Here is a 26,742-nt window from a genome sequence, read left to right as displayed (position 1 = left end):
CCATGACCGACCGCCTGCTCGCCGAGAACGTGACCATCGGTTACGACCAGCGGGCCATCTGCGAGGACCTGAGCCTCTCCCTCCCCGACGGACGGTTCACCGTGATCGTCGGGCCCAACGCGTGCGGCAAGTCGACGCTGCTGCGCGCGCTGTCACGGCTGCTGCGCCCCAGGTCGGGACGTGTCGTCCTGGACGGGAAGGACATCCACTCCTATCCCGCCAAGGAGGTCGCCCGGCGGCTGGGCCTGCTCGCCCAGACCTCGACGGCCCCCGAGGGCATCACGGTCGCCGACCTGGTCGCCAGGGGCCGGTACCCGCACCAGAAGCTGATCCGCCAGTGGTCGGCCGAGGACGAGGCGGCCGTGGTCGAGGCGATGGCCGCGACCGGCGTCACCGAGCTGTCGGGCCTGCTGGTCGACAACCTTTCCGGCGGGCAGCGCCAGCGGGTGTGGGTGGCGATGGTCCTGGCCCAGCAGACCTCGATCGTCCTGCTCGACGAGCCGACCACCTTCCTCGACATCGCCCACCAGGTCGAGCTGCTCGAACTGTGCGTCCGGCTCAACCGCGAGCAGCGGGGGACCATGGTCGCGGTCCTGCACGACCTGAACCACGCCTGCCGCTACGCCGACCATCTCGTCGCGATGAAGGCCGGCCGGATCGTCGCCCAGGGAGACCCCCGTGAGATCGTCACGGCCGAGCTGGTCGAGGAGGTCTTCGGCCTCCGCTGCGTGATCATCGACGACCCCGAGACGCACACGCCCCTCGTCATCCCCCGATCGAATTCCAAGGAGATCACCCATGTCCGGTAACCCCTTCGACGACGACAACGGCCGGTTCTTCGTCCTGGTCAACGACGAGGAGCAGTACTCGCTGTGGCCGTCCTTCAAGGAGGTGCCGCAGGGCTGGCGGATCGTGCTCGGCGAAGGCGCGGGAGCGGGCCGCCAGGAATGCCTCGACCACATCGAGCGGGTCTGGACCGACCTGCGTCCCCGCAGCCTGCGCGAGCGGATGGCGGCCGAGAGCGCATGACCACCCCCGCTCTCGACGGTTCGGCGGTCCTGCGCCGGACCGTGACCCGCAACGCCCGGCGGCTGACCAACGGGACCCTCCTCATCAGCGCGCACCAGGTGTGCGAGGCCACGGTGCCGATCCTCATCGGCGTGATCGTCGACCGGGCGATCGAGCCGTCCGACGGTGGGGTGCTCCTGGCCTGGCTGGCCGCGCTCGCCGCCCTGTTCACCGTGCTGACCCTGGTGTACCGCTACGGCGCGCGCACGCTCATGCGCGCGATCGCGCGCGAGGCGCACCTGCTCCGCCTGGAGCTGGCCGGGAAGATCCTGCACCCGCGTGGAATCGACACCGACCTGCGGGCCGGTGAGCTGATGACGATCTCCTCATCGGACGCCGACCAGACGTCCTACCTGCTGGACATCGTGCCGCGGGCGGTCGGCGCGGTCGTCGCGACGTCCGTCTGCGCCGTCACCCTGCTGCTGATCGACCCGTGGCTCGGCCTCGCGGTCCTGGCCGCCACCCCGGTGACGCTGCTGGGACTGCACTTCGGCAGCCCGTTCATCACCCGCCACGTGGCCGATCAGCAGGCGACCGCGGGACAGGCCGCCTCCCTGGCCACCGACCTGGTCAGCGGCGTCCGGCCGCTGCGCGGGCTCGGCGCCGAGGCCGCCGCCGCCCGCCGCTACGAGCACGTCAGCCGGGTCTCGCTGGCCGCGGCGCTGCGCGCGGCCCGCACCCAGGGCGTCTACAGCGCCGTGTCCACCGCCAGCGGCGCGCTCCTCGCGTGCGGAGTCGCGGTGCTCGCGGGCTGGTTCGCGCTGCGCGGCGACATCTCGATAGGGGAGTTCCTGACCGTCATCGGCGTCTCCCAGTTCCTCATGGAGCCGGTCGGGCTGCTCGCCCAGATCCCCGGCTGGGTGGCCGAGGCGCGGGCGTCCTCCGACCGGGTCGCCCGGGTGATCAGTGCCCCGCTGCTGCTTCCCGAGGGGGAGGCCGCGGAGGCCGTCGAGGGTCCCTCGCCCGAACTGGAGATCGTCGGCCTGCGGCACGGCGCCCTCGAGGGGGTGGACCTCGCGGTCCGTCCCGGGGAGTTCGTCGGGGTGGTCGCCCACCGGGCGGCCGACGCCGACGCCCTGGTCACGGTGCTGTCGGGGCGGGTGCCCGAGCCCGAGGGCCGGGTGCTGATCGGCGGCAGGGAGTTCACCGACGCCCGGCTGGTCCTGCTCGTCGAACCGCACCGCACCGACCTTTTCGAGGGAACATTGGCCGCCAACCTTGCCGTCGAGCCCGCCGAACCGGCCGCGCTCGAGGAGGTCCTGGCGGCCTCGGCGGCAGACGAGGTGATCGCCGCCCACGCCGACGGCCTGGACCTCGGGATCGTCGAGCGGGGAGCGTCGCTGTCCGGCGGCCAGCGGCAGCGGATCGCCCTGGCCCGCGCCCTGCTCGCGGCGCCGCCGATCCTGGTGCTGCACGACCCGACGACGGCCGTGGACGCCGTCACCGAACAGGCCATCGCCAAGGGCGTGCGCGCGCTGCGCCACCCCGACGGCGGCGAGGCCTTCACGACCGTGGTCGTGACCAGCAGCCCCGCGATGCTCGCGGCGACCGACCGGGTGATCGTCCTGGACGGCGGCCGGATCGTCGCCGAGGGCACCCACGCCGGGCTGGGCGCGGCCGACGACGACTACCGGAGAGCGGTACTGCGATGAGCGAGACCGAACTGCTGCCCATCGCGAGCGCCGAGGAGACCCGGCGGTGGCTGGGGGCGCGGCTGCTGGAACGCAAGGCCGCGGTCGCGGTCACCCTGCTGGCCGGGACGGCCGGGGCGACCGCCGCGGTCGTTCCGGCCTACGCGCTGGGCGTCCTCGTCGACCGGGTCCGCGGCGGCGACGGCACCTCGGCGATCGTCGGGGTGGCCGTGGTCATCGCGGTGGCCGCCGTCGTGGGCGGTGCCGCCACCGGCCTGACCTCCTACCTGGTGGCCAGGCTCGGCGGGCAGATCCTGGCCGTGCTGCGGGAGCGGACCGTGGCCAGGTCGCTGACCCTGCCCGTCACCAGGCTGGAGCGCGTCGGCAAGGGCGACCTGCTGTCGCGGGTCAGCGCCGACGCCGCGGAGGTGGCCAAGGCCGTCTCCGACGTCATCCCGACGGTCATCGCCTCCCTCCTGCTGGGCGTCCTCAGCCTGGTGGCGATGCTCGGGCTCGACTGGCGGCTGGGGCTGGCCGGCGCCGTCGCGGTGCCGCTGTACGTCCTCGCGCTGCGCTGGTACCTGCCGCGGGCGATGCCCCGCTACGCCGAGCAGCGCGTCAAGGTCGCCCGCTCCTCGCAGCGGCTGGTGGAGAGCATGCAGGGCGTCAGGACCGTCCACGCCTACCGGCTGGAGGAGCGGCACCTGGGCGCGATCTCGACGGCCTCGGCCGACTCCCGCGACGTGTCGGTGTGGGTCTTCGACCTGTTCACCCGTTTCGTCGGCCGGGTCAACCGGGCCGAGTTCGGCGGGCTGTCGGTGATCCTCGTCGCCGGTTTCTTCCTGGTACGCGCCGGTGAGGTGAGCGTCGGTGAGGCGGCCGCGGCGGCCATCGTGTTCCACCGGCTGTTCAACCCGATCGGCATGCTGCTGTACGTCTTCGACGAGGTTCAGCTCGCCGCCGCGAGCCTGGCCAGGCTCGTCGGGGTCGTCAACCTCGAGGACGAGCCGGAGACCGAGCCCGCCGGGCGACGGGAACCGGCCGACGCCTCCCTCACCCTGTCGGGCGTCCGTTTCGCCTACGAGGGTGGCGCCGAGGTGCTGCACGGCGTCGATCTGCACGTGCCCGCGGGCGCCCGGGTCGCGCTCGTCGGCTCGACCGGCGCGGGCAAGTCGACCCTCGCCGCGATCGCCTCGGGCTCGCAGAAGGCCCAGGACGGGACGGTCCTCATCGGCGGGGTCTCCCCGGCCGAACTGGGCGCCGACCGGCTCCGCCGGCACGTGGCGATCGTCACGCAGGAGACCCATGTCTTCGCCGGACCGCTCATCGAGGACCTCCGCCTGGCCAGGCCCGGCGCCACCGAGGAGGAGGCGTCGGCCGCGCTGGAGACGGTCGGCGCCCTCGCCTGGGCCGAGGACCTTCCCGGGGGCCTCGCCACCGAGGTCGGCGAGGGAGGGCACGACCTGACCGCCGCCCAGGCCCAGCAGCTCGCCCTGGCCAGGCTGGTGCTCGCCGATCCCGCGGTCGCCGTCCTCGACGAGGCGACGGCGGAGGCGGGCAGCCTCGGCGCCCGGATCCTGGAGGAGTCGGCCGCTGCGGCCACCCGGGGACGGACCACGCTCGTCGTGGCGCACCGGCTGACCCAGGCCGCGTCGGCGGACCGCGTCGTGGTGATGGACCGCGGCCGGATCGTCGAGGAGGGCCCGCACGAACTGCTGGTCGCGGCGGGCGGTCCCTACGCCCGTCTCTGGTCGGCTTGGGAATCACGAGTGATTGAAGGACAGCGATGACCGCGCCCACGACCGTCACGACCGTCGCCGAGCTCTTCCTGGCGCAGGTCGGCCGCACTCCCGAGGCGACCGCCCTGGTCGCGGGGGAGACCCGGCTCACCTACCGGGAGCTGGGGGAGCGGGTCGCCCAGCTCGCCCACCACCTGCTGGAGCGGGGTCTGCGGGCCGAGGAGGTCGTGGCGATATCGACGCCGCGCTCCGCGGAGATGGTCGTGGGCGTGCTCGCCGTGATGGTCGCGGGCGGTGCCTTCGTGCCGGTCGACCCCGCCTGGCCGGTGGAGCGCCGCCGGGGGGTGCGCGGCGACGCCCGCGCCCGCCTGGTCGTCGCCGCCCCCGGCGGGGAACCGGACGCCCCCGCCGGCGACGTCGTTGAGATGGACCTGGACGACTGGAAGTACGGCGCCCTTCCCGCCGAGCCTCCGCGTCCGGTGATCGACGGGCTCCAGCTCGCCTATGTGATCTTCACTTCGGGTTCGACCGGTACGCCCAAGGGCGCGATGATCCGCCATGAGGCCATCTGCGAGCGGCTGCTCTGGCAGGTGAACACGATCCTCGGTTTCGGACCGGACGACGCCTCCCTGTTCAAGGCCCCGCTGTCGTTCGACATCTCGGTCAACGAGATCCTGCTGCCGCTGGTCTGCGGCGGCCGGGTCGTCGTCGCCGAGCCCGGCGGGGAACGCGACCCGCAGTACCTGCTCGACCTGATCGCCCGGGAGCGCGTCACCTTCGTCTACCTGGTCTCGTCCATGCTCGACGTGCTGCTGGAGATGGCGCGGGACACCCCCCTGCTGGCCGGGCTGAAGCACGTGTGGTGCGGCGGCGAGGTGCTGACCCCCGAACTGTTCGAACGGTTCCGCTCCCAGCTCGGGACCACGCTCTACCACGGGTACGGCCCCGCCGAGGCGACCATCGGCGTCTCCCACGTGATCTACCGGGAGACCGCCGAGCGGATCGGCACCTCGATCGGCCGCCCGAACCCGCACACCTCCCTCTACGTGCTGGACGAGAACCTCGAGCGGCTGCCGGCGGGGGAGACCGGCGAGCTGTACGCCTCGGGCTTCCTGCTCGGCCGCGGCTACGTGAACGCCGCCTCGATGACCGGTTCGCGCTTCGTCGCCGACCCCTTCGCGGGCGGCGGCGCCCGGATGTACCGGACGGGCGACCTGGCCCGCTGGACCGAGGACGGCTCGCTGGAGTTCGTCGGCCGGGCCGACAACCAGGTGAAGATCCGCGGGATGCGGCTGGAGCTGGAGGAGGTCGAATCGGTCCTCGCCGCCTGCCCGAAGGTCCGGCAGGCGGCCGTCAGGGTCGTCAGGAGCGCCGCGGGCGCCGACCGGCTCGCCGGATACGTGACCGTCACCGAGCCGCTGGAGATCGACGAGCTGGGCCGGTGGTGCACCTCGAAGCTGCCCGCCTACATGGTGCCGTCCACGCTGACGGTGCTGCCGGAGCTGCCCGTCACCGCCAACGGCAAGGTCGACCGGCGGGCGCTGCCCGCGCCGGCCGAGCCGGAGCGGGCCGGATCGCGCGCCCCCCGCACCCCGATGGAGCGGTCCCTTTGTGAGATCTTCGCGGCCGTCCTCGGGGTCGCGGAGGTCGGCGCCGAGGACGACTTCTTCACGCTGGGCGGCGACAGCATCGTCGCCATCGCCGTGGTCCGCAGGGCGCAGCGGGCCGGGCTCGCGCTGCGCCCCCGCGACCTGTTCGCGCGCCGCACCCCGGCCGCGCTCGCCCTCGTCACCGGCACGGCCACCGCCTCGGCCGTCCCCGCCGCCGAGGCGACGGGCCCCGTCCCGGGCACGCCGATCATCTCCTGGCTCCAGGAGAACGGTCCCTGCCTGGACGGCTTCTTCCAGTCGATGACGGTCCGCACCCCCGCCGGGCTCACCGGCGAGGAGCTGGAGCGGATCCTCACCGCCGTGCTGGCCGCCCACGACGCCCTGCGGACCAGGATCGACGGCGCGACGCCGTGGTCCCTCGTCGTCGAGCCCGCCGGAGGGCGTCCCGCGCTCACCCGGCTCGACGCCACCGGTCTCGGCGCGCCGGCCCTGGCCGACGCCGCCGAACGGGCGACGCTGGAGGCCGCCGGACGCCTGGACCCGGCCGCGGGACGGATGGCCGAGTTCACCTGGCTGGACACCGGAGCCGAGGGCCGCCTCGTCATCGTGATCCACCACGTGGTCGTGGACGGCGTCTCGCTGCGCGTCCTGCTGGAGGACCTCGCCGCCGCCGCGGAGGGCGGAGCCCTGCCCGCCGCCCCCGTCTCGCTGCGGGAGTGGGCCACCCTGCTGGAGGGAGCGGCCCGCGACGGCGTCTTCGACGAGGACGCCGCCCACTGGCTGCGGACCGTCGCGGCCCCTGATCCGCTGCTGGGCTCGCGCCCGCTCGACCCGGGCCGCGACACCGTGGCCACCGAGGCCGAGCTGACGGTCGAGCTGCCCGTGGAGGTGTCGGAACGACTGCTCGCCGCGGTGCCTGCCGCGATCCACGGCGGCGTCGACGACGCCCTCGTGACGGCGGCCGCGCTCGCGGTCGGCGAGTGGCGCGGCACCCCCGGCGCCCCCGTCCTGCTCGAACTGGAGGGCCACGGACGCGAGGAGGACGCCTTCGGCGACGTCGACCTCTCCCGCACCTTCGGCTGGTTCACCACGCTCTACCCCGCCGTGATCGACCCCTCGGGCGGCGACCTGGGCTCCGCGGTGAAGTCCGTCAAGGAACAGCTCAGGGCCGTGCCCCGGCGCGGGCTGAGCTACGGCGCCCTGCGCTACCAGGCCGGGCGCCGCGACCTCGACGCCGCACCACAGGTCCTCTTCCACTACCTCGGCCGGTTCGAGGCCGACGCCGGAGGCCCGTGGACGGCCGTCGGCGGCCGGGAGATCGTCGTCGAGCGCCGCGACCCGAGGATGCCGCTGCCCCGCGTGCTGGAGATCAACGCCGTCGCGGCCGACACCCCGGCGGGCCCGGTGCTCCAGGCCCGGTTCAGCTGGCCCGAGGGGGTTCTGGAGGCGGAGGACGTCGAGCGGCTCGCCGCGCACTGGACCCGGCTGCTGACCGAGATCGCCCGGGACGGATCCGTCGCCGGGCACACCCCGTCGGACTTCCCGCTGGCGGCCGTCGAGCCCGAGGACGTCGCGGCCTTCGGGCCGGACCTGCGCGAGGTCCTCCCGCTCTCGCCGCTCCAGACCGGCCTCTACTTCCACGCCACCCACGCCGCGGGCGCCGACCCCTACGTCGTCCAGGAGAGCATCGAACTGGCCGGGCCCGTCGACCCCGACGCGCTGCACCGGGCCGCGGCCCGGCTCCTCGACCGGCATCCGCACCTGGCCTCGGCGTTCCGCACCACCGCCGACGGATCGGTCGTCGCCGTCGTCGCGGGCCGCCCCGCACTGCCGTGGCGCTTCGACGACCTCACCTCCGCCGCCCCGGACGAGGCGGAGCGCTTCGTCGAGCGGCTGGCCCTGGAGCAGCGGGAGCTGCCGTTCGACCTGGCCGAGCCGCCCGCGATGCGGTTCGCGCTGGTCAGGCTGGCCGAGGACCGGCACGTGCTGGTCCACACCGTCCACCACATCCTCGCCGACGGCTGGTCGGTGCCGCTGATGCTCGACGAGCTGCTGGCCCCCGACCCGGCCGCGCTGCCCGAGCCGGTGCCCTTCGGTGAGTTCCTGCGGACCCTCGCCGACCCCGCGCCCGCGATCGAGGCCTGGACGCGCTCCCTCCGGGGCGTCACCGGGCCGACCCGGCTGGCCGGGATCCTCGCCGGCGGCCACGGCCGGGGCTTCGGCCGGGAGGAGATCCTCCTGCCCGCGGAGCTCGAGGCGCGGGTGCGCGCCTACGCCACGGGCCACGGGCTCACCCTGAGCTCGGTCCTCACCGGCGCGTGGGGGGTCCTGCTCGGCCGGATCACCGGCTCCGGCGACGTCACCTTCGGGCTGACCGTGTCCGGGCGCGGTGGCGACCTGCCCGGCATCGACTCCATGATCGGCCTGCTGATCAACACGGTGCCCGCGCGCGTCCGGCTGGACCCCGCCGACTCCGTGACCGGCGTGCTCAGGCGTTTCGCCGGCGACCGGGCCGACCTGATGGAGCACGAGCACGTCCCGCTGACGGCCCTGCACCGCGAGCTCGGCCTGCCCGAGCTGTTCGACACCCTCGTGGTCGTCGAGAACCAGCCGCCGGTCCCCGCCGGGCGGGTGACCTCGATGCGCACCGTCGAGGCGCCGCACTACCCGGTGACGCTCACGGCCAGGCCGGGAGAGCGGATGGCGCTGGTCCTCACCCACGACCGGGCCGTCGTCGACGCCTCCGGCCTGCTCGACCGCTACACCGCCCTCCTGGACGCGATCACCGCCGACCCGGACGCCCCCTGCGGCCGGATCGAGACCGTCACGGGAGAGGCGCGCCGGAGCCTCGTCGCCGACGGCACCGGTGCGTCCGGCGCGGCCGGCGGGATCGGCGGGACTGTCAACGATCTGATCGCCCGCACGGTCGCCGAGCGCTCCGCCGCGACCGCGGTCATCTGCGGCGACTCCTTCCTGACCTACGCCCAGCTCGACGCCCGCGCCGGCAGGGTCGCCTCCGCGCTGGCCGAGGCCGGTGTGCGGCGCGGTGATCTCGTCGCCGTCGCCACCTCGCGCTCCACCGACCTCGCCGTCGCCCTGCTCGCCGTGGTCCGCGCCGGCGCCGCCTATCTGCCGGTCGACCCCGGATACCCGGCGGCGCGGGTCGAGTTCATGCTCACCGACGCCCGGCCCGTCTGCGTCCTCACCGACGACGTCTCGGCGCGGTCGCTGCCCCCGCACGGCCTCCCGACGCTGACGGTCAGAGGAGCCGCGCGGACCGGCGGCGAGGCGCCCGCCGTCACCGTGACCGGCGCCGACGCCGTGTCGGTCGTCTACACCTCCGGCTCGACCGGACGGCCCAAGGCCGTCGTCGGCACCCACGAGGGACTGGCCAACCGGCTGACCTGGGCCGCGGCCCAGTGGTCGAGCCCCGACCGCGACGTCCGCGTCGCCAAGAGCTCGATGAGCTTCATCGACGGGACGACCGAGCTGCTCGGCGGCCTCGTCGCGGGCGCCACCCTCGTCATCGCCGACGACGCCGTTGCCGCCGACGGGACGGCCCTCGCCCGGCTCACCGGCCGCTGCGACGCCACCCAGCTCCTGGCGGTGCCCAGCCTCGCCGCCGCGCTGGCCGAGACCGCGCCCCAGGACCTGGCCGGGATCGAGCGCTGGATCCTCAGCGGCGAGGCCCTCGGCGAGGAGACCCTGAGCCTGCTCGCGGCCGCGTCGCCGCACGCGACGGTCGTCAACTCCTACGGCTCGTCCGAGGTCGCGGGCGACGTGCTCGTCACCGAGGTCGCGACGGGCCGTCCGGTCACCCTCGGCGGCCCGGTCCCCGGCGTCACCGTCCACCTGCTCGACTCCGCGCTGGGCCTGGCCGGACGCGGCACGGTCGGCGAGATCTACGTCGGCGGCGTCCAGCTCGCCCGGGGCTACCTGGGACGGGCGGAGGCCACCGCGACCCGCTTCGTGGCCAGCCCCTTCGCGCCGGGCGAGCGCCTCTACCGCACCGGCGACCTGGGCCGCTGGACCGAGCACGGGATCGAGTTCCTGGGCCGCGCCGACGCCCAGGTCAAGATCAACGGCCATCGGGTCGAGCCCGGCGAGGTGGAGGCGGCCCTGCTCCGCCGCCCCGGCGTCGCCGAGGCCGCGGCCACGGCCCGCGCCTCCACCACGGGCCTGGCCGTGCTGCACGGCTACGTCGTCCCGGTCCCGGGCGAGGAGATCATGCCCGCCACCCTGCTCGCCGCGCTCCGCGCCGAGCTGCCGCCCTACCTGGTCCCGGCGACGGTGACCGTCCTGGAGAGCCTGCCGCTGTTGCCCAACGGCAAGCGCGACCGGGCGGCCCTGCCGCTGCCGGAGACGGCCGAGCGCCGGACGGCCTCCCGTCCGGCGACCCCGGCCGAGGCCGTGCTGTGCGCCGAGTTCGCGGCCGTGCTGAACGTCCCGGACTTCGCGGTGGACGACGACTTCTTCGCCCGCGGCGGCGACAGCATCACCGCGATCCGCGCCGTCAACCGGCTCGCCCGCGTCGGCGTGGTCCTCACCACCCACGACGTCTTCCGGCTCCGCACCCCCGAGGCGATCGGCGCCCGGGAGGCCGCGGCACTCTCCACGGCCCTCCCCGCGGCCTCGGTGCCCGAGGCGGTCGCGGCGCGGGACGAGGTGTGGCCGCTGTCCCCGCTCCAGGCCGGCGTCCACTACCAGGCCGTGCTCGGCGAGGGCTCGGCCTCGAACTACCTCGCCCAGAACGCCTTCGACTTCGACCGGCGGATCGACGTCGCCGCGATGACCCTGGCCTTCGAGGCGCTGCTCGACCGGCATCCGACGCTGCGGGTCGGCTTCGAGGAGGACGCCTCCGGCGTGGTCCAGCGGGTCGCGGCCCGGGTGCCCGCCGAGGTGGCCGTCGTCGACCTCACCTCCGGCGACGACGCCCTGGAGGAGGTGACCGCGCGGGACGCCGAGCTGCCGTTCGACCTGGCGAGCCCGCCCCTGGTCCGGCTGACCGTGGTGCGGCTGCCCGAGGGCCGCGACCGGCTGCTGCTGACCTCCCACTTCCTGCTCTGGGACGGCTGGTCGCGCGAGCTGGTCCTGCGCGAGCTGTTCGCGTTCTACGACTCCCGAGGGGAGCGCGGCGCCCTCGAGCCCGCCAGGTCGACCTTCCCCGGCTACCTGGACTGGCTCGCCGCACGCGACCGGGACGCGGCGACCGCGGCCTGGAGGGAGGCGCTGTCCGGCCTCACCGAGCCGACCCTCCTGGTCCCGGAGGCGGCGGGCCGCGAGCCCGTGCCGTCGCTGCGGATCAACGAGGCGCTGCCCGCCGAGCTCACCGCCCGTCTCGACGAGCAGGCCAGGCGCGGCGGCATCACCCTGAACTCCCTGCTGACGGCCGCCCTCGGCCTGCTGTTCGGCTACGAGACCGGCCGCTCCGACGTCGTGTTCGGCACGACCGTCGCGGGACGGCCGACCGAACTGCCCGGCATCGAGGACGTCATCGGCCTGTTCCTCAACACCGTCCCGGCCCGGATCACGCCCGCACCGGGACGGAGCTTCCTCGATCTCGCCACCGCCGCCCAGGAGAGCAGGCTCGGCCTGGCCCCGCACGAGTACCTCGGCCTCGGCGACATCCAGCGCGCCGCCGGAAGCGACCAGCTCTTCGACTGCCTGTTCGTGCTGCAGAACTTCCTCGGCGACTCGACCTTCTCCGACCTGGAGCGCGCCCAGGGCATCACCGGCGTCGCCTACAACGACACCACGCACTACCCGCTGACCTGGGTGCTCACCCCCGGCGCCAACCTCCGGATCAAGCTGGAGTACCGGCCCGACCTCGTCACCGAGGAGCGGGCACACCGGCTCGTCCGGCGGCTCGTCGGGCTGCTCACCCGGCTCGCCGACGGGCTGGACGTCCCGGCCGGAGCGCTCGACCTGTCGCTCGAGGAGGAGCGCGCCGTCACCGCCGGACGCTGGTCGGCCGCCGACCACCCGATCGGCGAGGACTCGATCGGCGACCTGCTCGGCCGACGCGCCGCCGCCATCCCCGACGAGACCGCCCTGGTCTTCGGCACGACCCGGCTCACCTACGCCGAGCTCGACGCGCGGATCAACCGCCGCGCCCGGACCCTGCTGGAACTCGGCGCGGGCCCCGGCGAGATCGTCGCCCTGGCCCTGCCGCGCTCGATCGACATGGTCGTGGCGCTGTTCGCCGTGCTCCGCACCGGCGCCGCCTACCTGCCGCTCGACCTCGACCATCCGGTGGACCGGCTGGCGATGATGCTCGACGACGCCACGCCCAGGCTCCTGCTGGCCACCGGGGCGAGCGCCCAGGTCGCCGAGCACCAGCGCGGCCTCGGCGGCGCCGTCCTGCTGACCGACGACCCCGCCGACCGTCCCGGCGACCTGCCGGGCGGCCCCCTCACCGACGCCGAGCTGCGCGGCTTCGCCCCCGGCACCCCCGGACGGCTGGAGCACGCCGCCTACGTCATCTACACCTCGGGCTCGACCGGCCGCCCCAAGGGCGTCGTCACCCCGCACCGGGGCCTGACCAACATGCAGCTCAACCACCGGGCCGAGATCTTCGACCCGGTCGTGGCCCGCGCCGCCGCACAGGGCACGGCCCGGCTGCGCATCGCCCACACCGTGTCGTTCTCCTTCGACATGTCGTGGGAGGAACTGCTGTGGCTCGTCGAGGGCCACGAGGTCCACGTCTGCGACGAAGAGCTCCGCCGCGACGCGACGGCCCTGGTCGCCTACTGCCAGGCCCACGGCATCGACGTCATCAACGTGACGCCGACCTACGCCCACCACCTGTTCGACGAGGGCCTGCTCGACCCCGCGGGCCACCCGCCCCGCCTCGTCCTGCTCGGCGGCGAGGCCGTCAGCGACGCGGTCTGGTCCCGGCTGAGCGAGCCCGGCGGCGCCGTCGGCTACAACCTGTACGGGCCGACCGAGTACACGATCAACACGCTCGGCGCGGGCACGGGAGACAGCGCCACCCCGGCCGTCGGGCGGCCGATCTGGAACACCCGCGCCCACATCCTCGACGCCTGGCTGCGGCCCGTCCCCGATGGGGTGGCGGGCGAGCTGTACATCTCCGGCATCGGCCTGGCCAGGGGCTACCTGCACGCCCCCGGGCTGAGCGCGTCGCGCTTCGTGGCCGACCCGTTCGCGCCCGGCGAGCGCATGTACCGCACCGGCGACCTGGTCAGGCGCCGCACCGACGGCGTCATCGACTTCCTCGGCCGCGCCGACGACCAGGTGAAGATACGCGGCTACCGGGTCGAGCCCGGCGAGATCGAGTCCGCGCTGACGGCCCTCCCGCAGGTCCGGCAGGCCGCGGTGATCGCCAGGACCGAGTCGGCGGTGACGGGCCTCAAGCGCCTGGTCGCCTACGTGATCCCGGCCGACCCCTCCGCGGATCCGGACCGGCTCTCGGCCGACCTGCGCACCGCGCTGGCCGAACGGCTCCCGTCCTACATGGTGCCCGCCCTCTACGGGGTCGTCGGCGCGCTGCCGCTGACCGTCAACGGCAAGCTCGACGTCGCCGCGCTCCCCGAGCCCGCCGCGCCGGGCGGCACCAGCCGCCGCGCCCCCCGCGACGACCGTGAACGCGCCCTGGTGACGATCTTCTCCGAGGTGCTGGGGCTGCCCGAGATCGGCATCGACGACGACTTCTTCACCCTCGGCGGCGACAGCATCTCCTCGATCGCGGTCTCCGGGCGGGCCCGCCGCGCCGGATTCCCGCTGACTCCGCGGGACCTGTTCCGGCGGCGGACCGTCCAGGCCATCGCGGCCGCCCTCCCGAAGGAGCCCAAGCACGTCGCGGCCGTCGCGGACGACGGCACGGGCCGGATCGAGCCGACGCCGATGCTCGCCGAGACGATCAGGGCGGCCACGCCGCTCGACCGCTTCTACCAGTCGATGGAGTTCCACACCCCCGCCGGGCTCGACGCCGCCGGGCTGACCGGCCTGCTCCAGGCCCTGCTGGACCGGCACGACCTGCTGCGCGCCCGCACGGAGCGAAGCGACGGCGGCTGGTCGCTGACCGTGCCCGAGGAGAGGACCGACGCGGCCTCGGTGCTGACGGTCGCCGCGCGCCTGCGGGGCCCGGACGAGGTCGCGGCCGAGCTGCGGCCCGACGAGGGCCTGATGATCAGGGCCGAATGGGCCCCGTCCGACGGCGGCAGGGGACGGCTCCTGCTGGTGATCCACCACCTGGTCGTCGACGGCGTCTCCTGGCGGATCATCGCCGCCGACCTGGCCCAGGGCTGGGCCGCGCTGCGCGCGGGCCGCGCCCCCGAGCTCGACCCGGTGCCGCTGTCGTTCCGCGGCTGGTCGCGGCTCGTCGCCGGCGCCGCGCCCGGATTCGCCCAGGAGGAGGAGTACTGGCGGGGGGTGCTGGCCGTCCCGGACCCGGTGCTCGGATCGCGGCCGCTCGACCCGGCCGTGGACACCGCCGCGACCGTGCGGTCGCTGACCTTCTCCCTGCCCTCCGACGTCAGCGCCGCGCTGCTGTCGACCGTGCCCGCCGCGATGTACGGCGGCGTGGACGACGTCCTGCTGACCGGGTTCGCCGCCGCCCTGGGCCGCTGGCGCGACGCCGGCTCGGCCGTGCTGCTGAGCCTGGAGGGACACGGCCGCGACGGCGCGCTGAGCGCCGAGGCCGACCTGTCCCGGACGATCGGCTGGTTCACCGCCATCAACCCCGTCGCCGTCGATCCGGGCCCGCTGGACTGGGCCGAGGTCGTCTCCGGCGGACCGGCGCTCGCCCGCGCGGCGAAGGCCGTCAAGGAGCAGCTGCGGTCGGTGCCCCGCAAGGGCATCGGCTACGGTGTGCTGCGCCACCTGGGCCCGGCCGGAACGGACTGGCCGGAGCCGCCCCGCATCCTGTTCAACTACCTCGGCCGCTTCGCCGCGGGAGACGGCGCCGACTGGACGGCCGCCTCGCCGCTGAACGAGGGCGTCGCGCCGGACAACCCGGCGATGAACCTCGAGGTCAACGCCCTCGCCGAGGACGGCCCCGGCGGCACCGTGCTGACGGCCACCCTGTCCTGGCCGGAGGGCGTCCTGACCGAGGCGGAGATCGCGGTCCTGGCCGGGCTGTGGGCGGAGGCGCTCACCGGCCTGTCGCGCTGCGACCTCGCCGGGCACACCCCGTCGGATTTCCCGCTGGTGGAGCTCACCGCCGAGGACGCCGACCGGCTCGAAACCGGCGTCGTCGACGTCCTGCCGCTGCTGCCGCTCCAGGAGGGCATGTACTTCCACGCCCGGCTGGCGGCCGAGGACGGCGAGACCGACACCTACGTCGTCCAGCAGATCGCCGAGCTGTCCGGCCCGGCGGAGCCCGCGGCGCTCCGCTCGGCCGTCACCGCCACCGTGCACCGCCACGACGCCCTGCGCGCCTCGTTCAGAGAGACCGCGGACGGCCGCGTCGTCCAGGTCGTCGCCGGCTCGGTCGACGTCCCCTGGCGCGAGCTGGACCTGACCGGCCTCGACCCCGAGACCGCGGAGGCGCGGCTGGCGGAGTTCACCGCCGCCGAGCTGGCGGAGCCGTTCGACCTCGCGCGGCCGCCGCTGCTGCGCTACGCCCTGGTCACCCTGGCCGAAGGCGACCACCGGCTGGTCGAGACGATGCACCACATCCTCGCCGACGGCTGGTCCTACCCGCTGGTCTTCACCGACGTGATCGCCTCCTACCGGGCGGGCCTGGCCGGTGACGGCTTCGAGCGGGCCGAGCCCGCCGTGACCTTCCGCGACCATGTGGAGGCGATCGCCTCCCGCGACCGGGCCGCCGCCGAGGAGACCTGGCGCACGGCGCTGGCCGGGGCGGAACCCGCCCGGCTCTTCGAGCAGGCGCAGGGCACGGGGCGGCACGACAGCGTCTTCCGGAGGCTGTCGCCCGAGGCGACCGCGGCCCTGTCCGACGCGCTCCGCGAACGCGGCGTCACCCTGTCCACCGCGGTCCACGCCGCCTGGGGCCTGCTCGTCGGGCAGCTCCTCGGCCGGGAGAACGTCGTGTTCGGCTCGACCGTGTCGGGCCGCGGCGGTGACCTGGCCGGCACCGAGTCGATCGTCGGCCTGCTGATCAACACGATCCCGGTCCCGATGGCCTGGAACCCCGGGCAGACCCTCGCCGAGGTGCTGACCGAGGTGCAGCGGGTCCAGACCGACCTCCTCGACGTCCAGCACACCGGCCTGCGCGAACTGGCCAGGCTGGCGGGCGTCCGGGAGTTCTTCGACACCATGGTCGTCGTCGAGAACTTCCCCGACGTGCCCGCGGAGGACGCCCCCGGCGCGCTCACCGTCCGCGGCTTCACCGGCACCGACGCCCCGCACTACCCGGCGTCCCTGGTCGCCTTCCCCGGCGACGGGCTGACCCTCGAACTCAAGCACGACGTCGACCTGGTCACCCCCGGCCGGGCCGCCGCCCTCCTGGAACGGATCGACCTCATCCTCACCGCCTTCACCGGCGACCCGGACCGCCGGATCGCCGCGCTCGACCTCAGGACCGAAGCCGAACGGGCCCTCGGCGCCTCCGGACGGACCGAGGAGACCGACGAGTCCGCCTCGCTCGCGTCCGCCTACGCCGCGGCCCCGGCCGGACCCGGTGCGATCGCCCTCACCTGGGACGGAGCCCAGATCACCCGGGCCGAGCTGGACGAGCGATCCAACCGGCTGGCCCGCGAGCTCCTCGCCCGGGGCCTCACCCCGGCCGCCCGGGTCGCGGTCGCCCTTCCGCGCGGCGCCGAGCTGGTCGTCGCGCTGCTGGCCGTCGTCAAGGCGGGCGGCTGCTATGTGCCGCTCGACATCGACGCCCCCGCCGACCGGCTCCACCACATCCTCACCGACTCCGCCCCGCACCTGCTGATCACCGACCGGGCGATCACTGCGGCCGTCCCGGTGCTGTGGCCGGAGGATCCGGCCGTCGCGGTGCGTTCCACGGCTCCGCTGACCTCCGCCGACCGGCCCGATCCGGTCGCGGGCCAGGCCGCCTACGTGATCTACACCTCGGGTTCGACCGGGCTGCCCAAGGGCGTCGTGGTGACCCACCGCAACGTGCTGGCGCTGTTCGCCGGCGCCCGGCGGGTCTTCGACCTCGGCCCGGACGACGTGTGGACCATGTTCCACTCCGCGGCCTTCGACTTCTCCGTCTGGGAGATGTGGGGGGCGCTGCTGCACGGCGGCAGGCTCGTCGTCGTCGGCACCGACGTCGCCCGCGACCCGCGGCGCTTCCGCGACCTGCTCCGCGACGAGCGCGTCACCGTGCTCAACCAGACGCCGTCGGCGTTCTACCCGCTCACCGAGGCCGACCGGGAGTCCGGCGACGCGCTGGCGCTCCGGTACGTCGTCTTCGGCGGCGAGGCCCTCGACCCGGCGCGGCTGGCGGGCTGGTTCCGGCGGCACGGCGAGAACTCGCCCTCGCTGGTGAACATGTACGGGATCACCGAGACCTGCGTCCACGTCTCTTTCCGGCCGCTGACCTCCGCCGACAGCGGCAGCGTCATCGGCGGGCCGCTGCCGGGCCTGCGCGTGCACCTGCTCGACCACCTGCTGCGTCCCGTCCCGCCGGGCGTGACCGGCGAGATGTACGTCGCGGGGGCACAGGTCGCCTCCGGCTACCTCGACCGTCCGGGGCTGACCGCGGGACGCTTCGTCGCCGACCCGTTCGGCGACGCCCCCGGCGGACGCCTGTACCGCAGCGGCGACCTCGCCCGCTGGACGCCCGAAGGCGATCTCGTCTACCTCGGCAGGTCGGACCGGCAGGTCAAGATCCGCGGCTACCGGATCGAACCCGCCGAGATCGAGGCCGCCCTCCTGGCCCACGAGGCGGTCGCCGGCACCGCGGTCGTCGTCCGGGAGGACGAGCCCGGCCGCCGCAGCCTGGTCGCCTACCTCGTCGCCCGCTCAGGCGCCTCCCTCGACCTCGACGAGGTCAGGACCGGGCTGTCGGGACGCCTGCCGGCCTATGAGGTCCCGCACGCCTTCGTCACGCTGGAGGCGCTGCCGCTGACCGTCAACGGCAAGCTCGACCGCGACGCGCTGCCCGCTCCGTCCCGCCGGACGGCGGCCGCCCCGGCCCCCGCCGCCGCGGAGGCCCCCGCGAGCGCGGTCCTCCAGGAGCTGTTCGCCGAGGTCCTGCGCCTCGACCGGGTCGGCCCCGACGACGATTTCTTCACCCTGGGCGGCGACAGCATCATCGCCATCCAGCTCGTCAACCTGGCCCGCCGCCGCTCCCTGCGCCTGTCGCCGCGCGAGGTGTTCGTGCACCGCACCCCGGCCGCGCTGTCCGGGATCCTCACCCCGCAGGCCACCGCAGCGCCGGAGGCGCCCTCCGACGGCGTCGGCGAGGTCATGCCGATGCCGATCGTGCAGCGCCTGTCCGAGCTCGGCGGCCCCATCGGCCGCCACAACCAGGCCGAACTGCTGCGCACCCCGCCCGGGCTCACGGCCGAGGGGGTCTCCGCGCTCCTGGCGGCGCTGACCGCCCGGCACGACGCCCTGCGGTTGCGGCTGCACCGCCCGTCGCCGCTGCTGTGGTCCCTCGAGGCCACGGCCACCGGGCCCGGCGCCAGGGTCACCGTCGTCGACACGGCGGGCCGTGACCTGGCGGAGCTGGTCGCGGCGGAGTCCGACGCCGCCGCCGGACGCCTCGACCCCGACGCCGGGCAGGTCCTCGAGGCCGTCCTGTTCGACCGGGGAGCCGAGCAGGGGCGCCTGCTGCTGGTCGCCCACCACCTCGTGGTCGACGGGGTCTCCTGGCAGATCCTCACCGACGACCTGCGCCGGGGATGGGACGACCTGTCCGCCGGGCGCCCGATCGCGCTCGACCCCGTCGGCACCTCGCTGCGCTCCTACGCCCGCACCCTCGCCGAGAACGCGGCCCAGGCGGGCCGCCTCGGCGAGTTCGGCCACTGGAGCGAGGTCCTGGCGCCCGGCGGCGAGCTCGACCCGTCGGCCCACGCCTTCGGGTTGACCGTCGGCGCCACCCGCGACCACGAGCTGCGCGTTCCGGCGCAGATCACCGCGCCGCTGCTGACGACCGTTCCCGCCGCGGCCGGCATCGACGTCACCGAGACCCTGGTCGCCGCCCTGCGGCTGGCGGTCTCCCGGTGGCGGGCGGCGCGCGGAGGCGACCCGGACGCACCGCTTCTGCTCGATCTGGAGCGGCACGGCCGCGAACCCGTCGGCGACGCCGACCTGTCGCGGACCGTCGGCTGGTTCACCTCCATCGCCCCGGTCAGGCTGCCGGGCGAGGCCACGCCGCAGGAGGTCGCCGGGGCGCTGCGGGCGGCACCCGACGCCGGTCTCGGCTACGGGCTGTTGCGCTACTGCAACCCGCGCACCGCCCCGGTCCTGGCCAGGCTCGGCACCCCCCAGCTGCTGTTCAACTACCTCGGCCGGTTCCCCGTGGGCCGCGAGGGCGACTGGGAGAGCGCTCCCGAGCCGCTCAACGCCGCAGGTGACCCCGGGCTCGGCACGCCCTACCTCCTGGAGATCAACGCGGCCTGCCACGACACCCCGGCGGGACCGGAGCTGCACGCCGTCCTCACCTATGCCGACGGCGGCATCCCCGCCGGCGACGTGGCGGCCCTCGCCGACGCCTGGGCCGAGGCCCTGGCCGAGCTGGCGGGCGGCGCGGCGGGACCGGAGAAGTGGGCGCTGTCACCGCTCCAGGAGGGCCTGTACTTCCAGGCCCGGCTGGCGGGGGAGTCCGACGTCTACATCGCCCAGAACGCCTTCGACTTCGACGGGCGCCTCGACGCAGACGCCCTTCGCAGGGCCGTCGCCGCCGTCCTCGACCGGCACGCCGCGACCCGTCTCGGCTTCACCGAGGACGGCTCGGGCCGTCCCCTGGCCGTCGTCGGGACGGACCTGGCCGCACCGGTCGCCACCGCCGACCTGTCCGGGCTCGACCCGGACGCCGCGGCCGCCCGGCTCGCCGCCCTCACCGACGCCGACCGCCGCGCCCCGTTCGACCTCGCGGAACCGCCGCTGCTCCGGCTGACCGTGGTCTCGCTGCCCGGCGGCCGGGACCGGCTCCTGCTCACCTACCACCTGCTGCTGTGGGACGGATGGTCGCGCGAGCTGGTCCTGCGCGAGCTGTTCACCGCCTACGCCCAGGCCCGCACCGGCACGATCGCCGCGCAGGAGCCGCCCGCGGCGACCTTCCCCGACTACCTGCGCTGGCTCGCCGCCCAGGACGCCCAGGCGTCCGCGGACGCCTGGGCCGCGCTGCTCGCCCCGCTGGAGGAACCGACCGTCCTGTTCCCCGCCGCGGCGGGGACGGCGCCGGTCCTGGCGACCAGTCTCGGCTTCCGGCTCTCGGAGGAGGAGACCGCGAGGGTCGCCGACGCCGCCCGCCGCTCGGGGGTCACGCTCAACGCGGTGCTCGGCACCGCGCTCGGCGTCGTCCTCGCCCACGCCTCCGGCCGCGCCGAGGCGGTCTACGGCACCACGGTCGCGGGCCGCCCGACCGACCTCGACGGCATCGACACCGTCATCGGCGTCTTCCTCAACACCGTCCCCGCGCTGGTCCGCCTCGATCCGGCCGAACCCGTCCGCGACGTCATGCGGCGCGTCCAGGACGACCGGGTCGCGATGATGGCCCACGAGTACCTCGGCCTGGGCGACATCCAGCGCGCCGCGGGCCGCGGGCCCCTGTTCGACAGCCTCTACGTGCTCCAGAACTTCCTCGGCGACGACACCTTCACCGATCTCGAACGCGAGCACGGCATCGTCGACGTCGACGCGGTGGACGCCACCCACTACCCGCTGACCTGGGTGGCGACGCCCGGACGGCGGCTGCGGATGCGGCTGGAGTACCGGGCCGACGTCGTCGACCCCGGCCAGGCGGAATCCCTCCTCGCCCGGCTCAGGGACGTCCTGCTCCGCATCGCGGACGACCCCGGGGCGGCCGTGGGCGCCCTTCCGGTCATGTCCGGCACCCCCCTGGACGGCCCGCGCGCGTCCTTCGGCGCCGCGACCATCGCCGAGCTGATGGCCGAGCGCGCCGCCCTCGCGCCCGGGGCCGCGGCCCTCACCTTCGACGGCACCACCCTCAGCTACGCCGACCTCGACACGCGGGTCAACGCCCTCGCCCGCACCCTGCTGGCCGCGGGCGCAGGACCCGAGAAGATCATCGCCCTCGCCGTCCCGCGCTCCATCGAGACCGTCGTCGCGCTCTTCGCGGTCCTGCGCACCGGCGCCGCCTACCTGCCGCTCGAACTCGACAACCCCGACGACCGCCTGCTGACCATGCTCGCGGACGCCGCCCCCGTGCTCCTGGTCACCACCGGCGCGGTCGCCCCCCGGCTCGCCGCCCACGAGGTGCGCGTGCTCCTCCTGGACACCCCGGTGACCACGGATGGAGCGCCTCTGACACCCGGTGAGCTGGGCGCGTTCGCCCCCGGCACCCCCGGCCGTCTCGACCACCCCGCCTATGTGATCTACACCTCGGGGTCGACCGGCCGGCCCAAGGGCGTGGTGACGCCCTACCGCGGCCTGACCAACATGCAGTACAACCACCGCGAGGAGATCTTCGACCGGACCGTCGCGATGGCGGGCGGCCGGATCCTCACGATCGCCCACACCGTCTCCTTCTCCTTCGACATGTCGTGGGAGGAGCTGCTCTGGCTGGTCGAGGGCCACCACGTCCACATCTGCGACGAGGAACTGCGCCGCGACGCCCGCGCCCTCGTCGCCTACTGCGACCGGCACCGGGTCGACGTCGTGAACGTCACCCCGACCTACGCCCAGCACCTCCTGGACGAGGGCCTGCTCGACGGCGAGGAGCACGGCGGCCCGGCCGGGACCCACCGGCCCGTGCTGGTGCTGCTCGGCGGCGAGAACGTCCCCCAGACGCTCTGGGCGGCCCTGCGCGACACCGAGGGCGTCCTCGGCTACAACCTGTACGGGCCCACCGAGTACACGATCAACACGCTCGGCGGCGGCACCGAGGACAGCGGCACCACGACCGTCGGACGGCCGATCTGGAACACCACGGGCCACGTCCTGGACGGCTGGCTGCGCCCGGTGCCCGAGGGGGTCCCCGGCGAGCTGTACATCAGCGGCACCGGGCTGGCCCGCGGCTACCTCGACCGGCCGGCGCTCACCGCGCAGCGGTTCGTCGCCGACCCGTTCACGCCGGGCGGCCGCCTCTACCGGACCGGCGACCTGGTCCGCGTCCGCCCCGACGGCAACCTCGACTACCTCGGCCGCACCGACGACCAGGTGAAGATCCGCGGCTACCGGGTCGAGCTCGGCGAGGTCGAGGCTGCGGTGGCCGCGGGGCCCGGCGTGCACCGGTGCGCCGTCCTGGCCGCGCCCGACGTCTCCGGCGGCCGCCGTCTCGTGGCCTACCTGGTCGCGAAGCCGGGAACGGACCCCGGGGAACTGCCCGCGGCCGTCCAGCGGGACCTGCGGGCCGTGCTGCCCGCGCACATGGTGCCCACGGCCTTCGCGGTCGTCGACGTGCTGCCGCTGACCGTCAACGGCAAGCTCGACGCCGCCGCCCTGCCCGCTCCGCGCCCGGTCACCACCGTGTCGCGGCAGCCGGAGAGCGACACCGAACGGACCCTGTGCGGGCTGTTCGCCGAGGCGCTCGGCCTCGAGGGGTTCGGCGTCGAGGACGACTTCTTCGACGCCGGCGGCCATTCCCTCATCGCGATGCGGCTCCTCGGCGCGATCCGGACGGCCCTGGACACCGACCTCGCCCTCCGGGACCTGTTCGACACCCGCACCCCGGCCCGCCTGGCCGGACGCCTCACCGAGGCACCGGCCCGGCCGCGCCGCGCGGCGCTGACGGCGGGACCGCGCCCCGGCCGGCTGCCGCTCTCGGCGGCGCAGCAGCGCCTCTGGCTGCTCCAGCAGCTCGAACCCGACTCGACGGCCTACAGCTACCCGCTGCTGGTCCGCCTCGCCGGCCGCCCCTCCCACGACGCCCTCCGCGCAGCGCTGGCCGATGTCGCGGCCCGGCACGAGGTCCTCAGGACGCGTTATCCCGTCCTCGGGGAGGAACCGGTCCAGAGCGTCGGCGCACCGGAACCGGTCGAGCTGACCGTGATCGGCGTCCCGGCGGAGCGGACGGCGGCGGTCGTCGACGGGCTGCTGGCCGTCCCGTTCGACCTCGCCGCCGACCTGCCGCTGCGGGCCGCGCTGATCGAGGAGGAGGACACGGGCGAGTCCGTGCTGGTGCTGATCCTGCACCACATCGCGATGGACGAGTGGTCGGACCGGCCGCTGCTCCGCGACCTGGACGCCGCCTACAGTGCCCGGCGGGAGGGACGCGACCCCGCCCTCCCGCCGCTTCCCGTGCAGTACGCCGACTACGCCCTCTGGCAGGGCCTCGGCGAGGGCTTCACGGCCGACCTCGACCACTGGCGGGACCGGCTGGCCGGGCTGCCCGAGGAGATCGCGCTCCCCGCCGACCGGCCGAGGACCGTCCACGGGTCGAAGCCCGCGGGCCGGGCCGCCGCCGAGCTCCCGGCCGCGCTGGCCCAGGCGCTGCGCGATCTCGCGGCGGAACGCTCGGGCAGCCTGTTCATGGCCCTGCACGCCGGGCTCGCCGCCCTGCTGTCGCGGCTCGGCGCGGGCGAGGACGTCCCGATCGGCGCGCCCGCCTCAGGCCGCGTCGACGCGGCGCTGCACGACCTGGTCGGATTCTTCGTCAACACCGTGGTCCTGCGCACGGACCTGTCCGGAGCGCCGTCCTTCGGCGAGCTCCTGGAGCGGGTCAGGGAGGGCGACCTGGCGGCCTTCGACCACGCCGAACCGCCCTTCCAGCAGGTCGTCGAGGCGCTGAACCCGCCGCGCGTCGCCGGGCGGAATCCGCTGTTCCAGGTGATGATGGGCTACCTGCACCGCGACGGAGGGGCCGAGGACACGCTGCTCGGCCTGCCGGTCGGGACGGCCCCCGAACCCGAGGCCGACCCCAAGGTCGACCTGAACTTCACCTTCTTCGACGCCGGCCCCGGCGCCCCGGTCGAGACGACCCTCGAATACGACGCGGACCGCTTCACCGCGACCACCGCCGGCCGGCTGCTCCAGCGCCTGGTCGTGCTGCTCGAAGCGGTCACCGCCCGGCCGGACCTGCCCGTCGGCTCCCTCGACGTGCGCTGCGCCGCCGACCTCGCCGACCTCGAGGACTGGGGCCACGGCGGCCCGCTCCCCGCGGCCGGCGAACCCTGGCACGCCCTCACCGCCGATCCCGGCGCCGTGGCCTGCGTGTCCGGCGGCCGTGCGACGACCTACGGCGAGCTCGCCGAGGCCTCGGACGCCTTCGCCGCGACGATCGCAGGGATCGGCCCCGACGGGCTCGTGGCGATCGCCCTGCCCCGTTCGGAACGGCTCCTCGCGGTCCTGACCGGAACGGGCCGTGCGGGGGCGGCGTATCTGCCGCTCGACCCGGCGTTCCCGGCCGGCCGGCTGAACTACATGATCGAGGACGCCCGGCCCGCGGTGCTCGTCGTCGACGCCTCGACCAGGGGCCTTTTCCCGTCGCCGCCCGAGGGCACCCGGGTCGTCGACCTCGACGCGCCGACCCCGCCCGTCCCCGCAGGGCCCGCTCGGGCCGCGGCGGAGCCCTCCGCGACGGCCTACGTCATCTACACCTCCGGGTCGACCGGACGGCCCAAGGGCGTCACGGTGACCCACCGCGACGTGGCGGCGTTCCTGGCGGCCGTCTCCACGGCCGTCCCGATCGTCCCGGGCGACCGGATGCTGGCCGTGACGACCCTGTCGTTCGACATCGCGGTGCTCGAGCTGATGGCCACGCTCAGGGCCGGGGCGACGGTGGTCCTGGCCGCCGAGCGCGAGGTCCGTGATCCGCTGCTGCTCGCGGAGCTGATCAGGGCCGAGCGGATCACCCATCTCCAGGCCACGCCGTCGCTGTGGGCGGCGCTCACCGAGACCGAGGGCGTTGAGCTGGCGGGGGTGGCCGCCCTGGTCGGCGGCGAGGCACTGCCGGTGCCGCTGGCCCGCGAGCTGGTGCGCGGGGCGCGGTCGGTGACCAACCTCTACGGCCCGACCGAGGCGACCGTCTGGGCGACGGCGGCGCCGGTCGATGCCGCCTGGTGCGAGCGGCCGACCATCGGCCGTCCCCTGCCCGGAACGGAGGCGAGGGTCCTGGACGACCGGCTGCGGCCGGTGCCCCCCGGCGTCGTCGGCGAGCTCTACCTGGGCGGCGCTCAGGTCACCCGGGGCTACCGGGGCCGTCCGGGGCTCACCGCGGAACGGTTCGTCGCGGACGACGGCGGCGCCCGCCTGTACCGGACGGGCGACCTCGCCCGCTGGACGGCCGGCGGAGACCTGGAGTTCCTCGGTCGCGGCGACCACCAGGTGAAGGTCCGCGGCTTCCGGATCGAGCTCGGGGAGATCGAGTCGGTCCTGACCGCCCACCCGGAGGTGGCCAGGGCGGTCGCCGTGGCCCACCCGGGCGGCCGGATCCTCGCCTACCTGACGGCGGCCCGCGGGACCGTCCCCGCGACGCTCGCAGGCCATCTCGCCGAGCGCCTGCCCTCCTACATGATCCCGGCCGCGCTCACCGTGCTCGAGGAGCTCCCGCTCACGCCCAACGGCAAGATCGACCGTGCGGCCCTGCCGGACGTCGACTTCGCCGGGCTGGCCACGCACACCGAGCCGCGCACCCGGATCGAGGCCGAGGTCTGCCGGGCCGTGGCGGCCGTGCTGGGGCTGGAGACCGTCGGCGTCGACGACGACTTCTTCGCCCTCGGCGGCCACTCGCTGCTGCTGGTCAGGCTGGCCGCGGCCCTGCGCCGCGAGCTGGGCGCCGAGCTGCCGGTCGCGGAGCTGTTCGCCCTGGCGACCCCGGCGGCGCTGGCCCGCCGGATCAGCGGCGAGACGCTTCCGGCGGGCGACGCGATGGCGCCACTGCTGACCCTGCGCGCGGAGGGCACGGAGCCCCCGCTGTTCTGCCTGCCGCCGGCCAGCGGCCTGAGCTGGCAGTTCGCCGGGCTCAAGCGGCACCTTCCCGGGGAGATTCCGCTCTACGGACTCCAGGCGCCGCGGCTGAGCCGCACGGCGGACCTTCCCGGCACGATCGGGGAACTGGCCGCCGAGTACGCCGGGATCATCCGGCGGACCGCGCCCGAGGGCCCGGTCCGGCTGCTCGGCTGGTCGTTCGGCGGTGCCGTCGCGCACGCGGTGGCCCTGGAGCTGGTCGGCGAAGGCCGGGAGATCGGCTTCCTCGGGATGCTCGACGCCCGGGTCGCTCTCGCGGGGGACGGGCCATGGGACGGGCCCGAGTCCGTCGCCAGGCTGCTCACCGAGCTGGGCTTCGCCGCGGGGGAGACCGCGACGGTCGCCGAGGCGGTCGAGCTGATCCAGGGGTCGGGCGACGCGGTGGCGATGCTGTCGCCCGGGCAGATCGCCCGGGTCGTGGAGAACTACCTCGACAGCGACCGGCTGGCGGCGGAGGCGGAGTTCGGGGTCTTCCCCGGGGACGTCGACTTCGTGGACGCGACCGTGGAGGAGCAGGGGTTCACCGGGACGGCATCGGAGCAGTGGCGCGGCCGGGTGGGCGGCGAGCTGCGCGCTCATCCGCTCGCGTGCGGCCACTCCGAGCTGCTCGATCCCCGTACCCTGGACACGCTCGGCCCGCTGGTCGCGCAGTGGCTGGCCCGGTGACCGGAAACGCCGAGGGGGCGGTCCCGCGGAGTGCTCCGCGGGACCGCCCCCCGA

The 26,742-nt window shown here is 75.0% G+C and carries 5 protein-coding genes; all 5 read left to right on the top strand.

Annotated elements, in window-relative coordinates; genetic code table 11:
- Window positions 1–2 precede the first annotated feature (2 nt).
- Genes ABD785_RS00560 through ABD785_RS00540 form a run of 5 tightly spaced genes read left to right on the top strand, consistent with a single transcriptional unit; the run spans window position 3 to window position 26,688 of the window.
- The gene (locus ABD785_RS00560) at window positions 3–809 is read left to right on the top strand and encodes an ABC transporter ATP-binding protein (protein WP_344821102.1); all 807 of its coding nucleotides are present in this window, start codon (window positions 3–5) and stop codon (window positions 807–809) included.
- Window positions 799–1,029: an MbtH family protein gene (locus ABD785_RS00555; protein ID WP_344821101.1), complete on the top strand. Its 231-nt coding sequence runs from the start codon at window positions 799–801 to the stop codon at window positions 1,027–1,029. Before ABD785_RS00560 ends, ABD785_RS00555 begins: the two co-directional genes overlap by 11 nt.
- The gene (locus tag ABD785_RS00550) at window positions 1,026–2,720 is read left to right on the top strand and encodes an ABC transporter ATP-binding protein (RefSeq protein WP_344821100.1); all 1,695 of its coding nucleotides are present in this window, start codon (window positions 1,026–1,028) and stop codon (window positions 2,718–2,720) included. Before ABD785_RS00555 ends, ABD785_RS00550 begins: the two co-directional genes overlap by 4 nt.
- Window positions 2,717–4,489, top strand: coding sequence for an ABC transporter ATP-binding protein (locus ABD785_RS00545; protein ID WP_344821099.1), 1,773 nt, complete (start codon window positions 2,717–2,719; stop codon window positions 4,487–4,489). The genes ABD785_RS00550 and ABD785_RS00545 overlap by 4 nt, the downstream gene beginning before the upstream one ends.
- Complete coding sequence (locus tag ABD785_RS00540) at window positions 4,486–26,688, top strand: amino acid adenylation domain-containing protein (RefSeq protein WP_344821098.1); 22,203 nt, start codon at window positions 4,486–4,488, stop codon at window positions 26,686–26,688. Before ABD785_RS00545 ends, ABD785_RS00540 begins: the two co-directional genes overlap by 4 nt.
- Window positions 26,689–26,742 lie beyond the last annotated feature (54 nt).

Source organism: Actinocorallia longicatena (genome assembly GCF_039534125.1).
In the GTDB taxonomy this organism is placed as follows: Bacteria; Actinomycetota; Actinomycetes; order Streptosporangiales; family Streptosporangiaceae; genus Actinocorallia; species Actinocorallia longicatena.
Note: the sequence above shows the minus strand (reverse complement) of the source record. Positions and strands in the feature narration are given on the sequence as shown.

Excerpts from the sequence above, each read along its gene's own strand:
- ABD785_RS00540 (WP_344821098.1), top strand. The coding sequence starts at position 4,486 with ATGACCGCGCCCACGACCGTCACGACCGTCGCCGAGCTCTTCCTGGCG.
- ABD785_RS00545 (WP_344821099.1), top strand. The coding sequence starts at position 2,717 with ATGAGCGAGACCGAACTGCTGCCCATCGCGAGCGCCGAGGAGACCCGG.
- ABD785_RS00550 (WP_344821100.1), top strand. The coding sequence starts at position 1,026 with ATGACCACCCCCGCTCTCGACGGTTCGGCGGTCCTGCGCCGGACCGTG.
- ABD785_RS00555 (WP_344821101.1), top strand. The coding sequence starts at position 799 with ATGTCCGGTAACCCCTTCGACGACGACAACGGCCGGTTCTTCGTCCTG.
- ABD785_RS00560 (WP_344821102.1), top strand. The coding sequence starts at position 3 with ATGACCGACCGCCTGCTCGCCGAGAACGTGACCATCGGTTACGACCAG.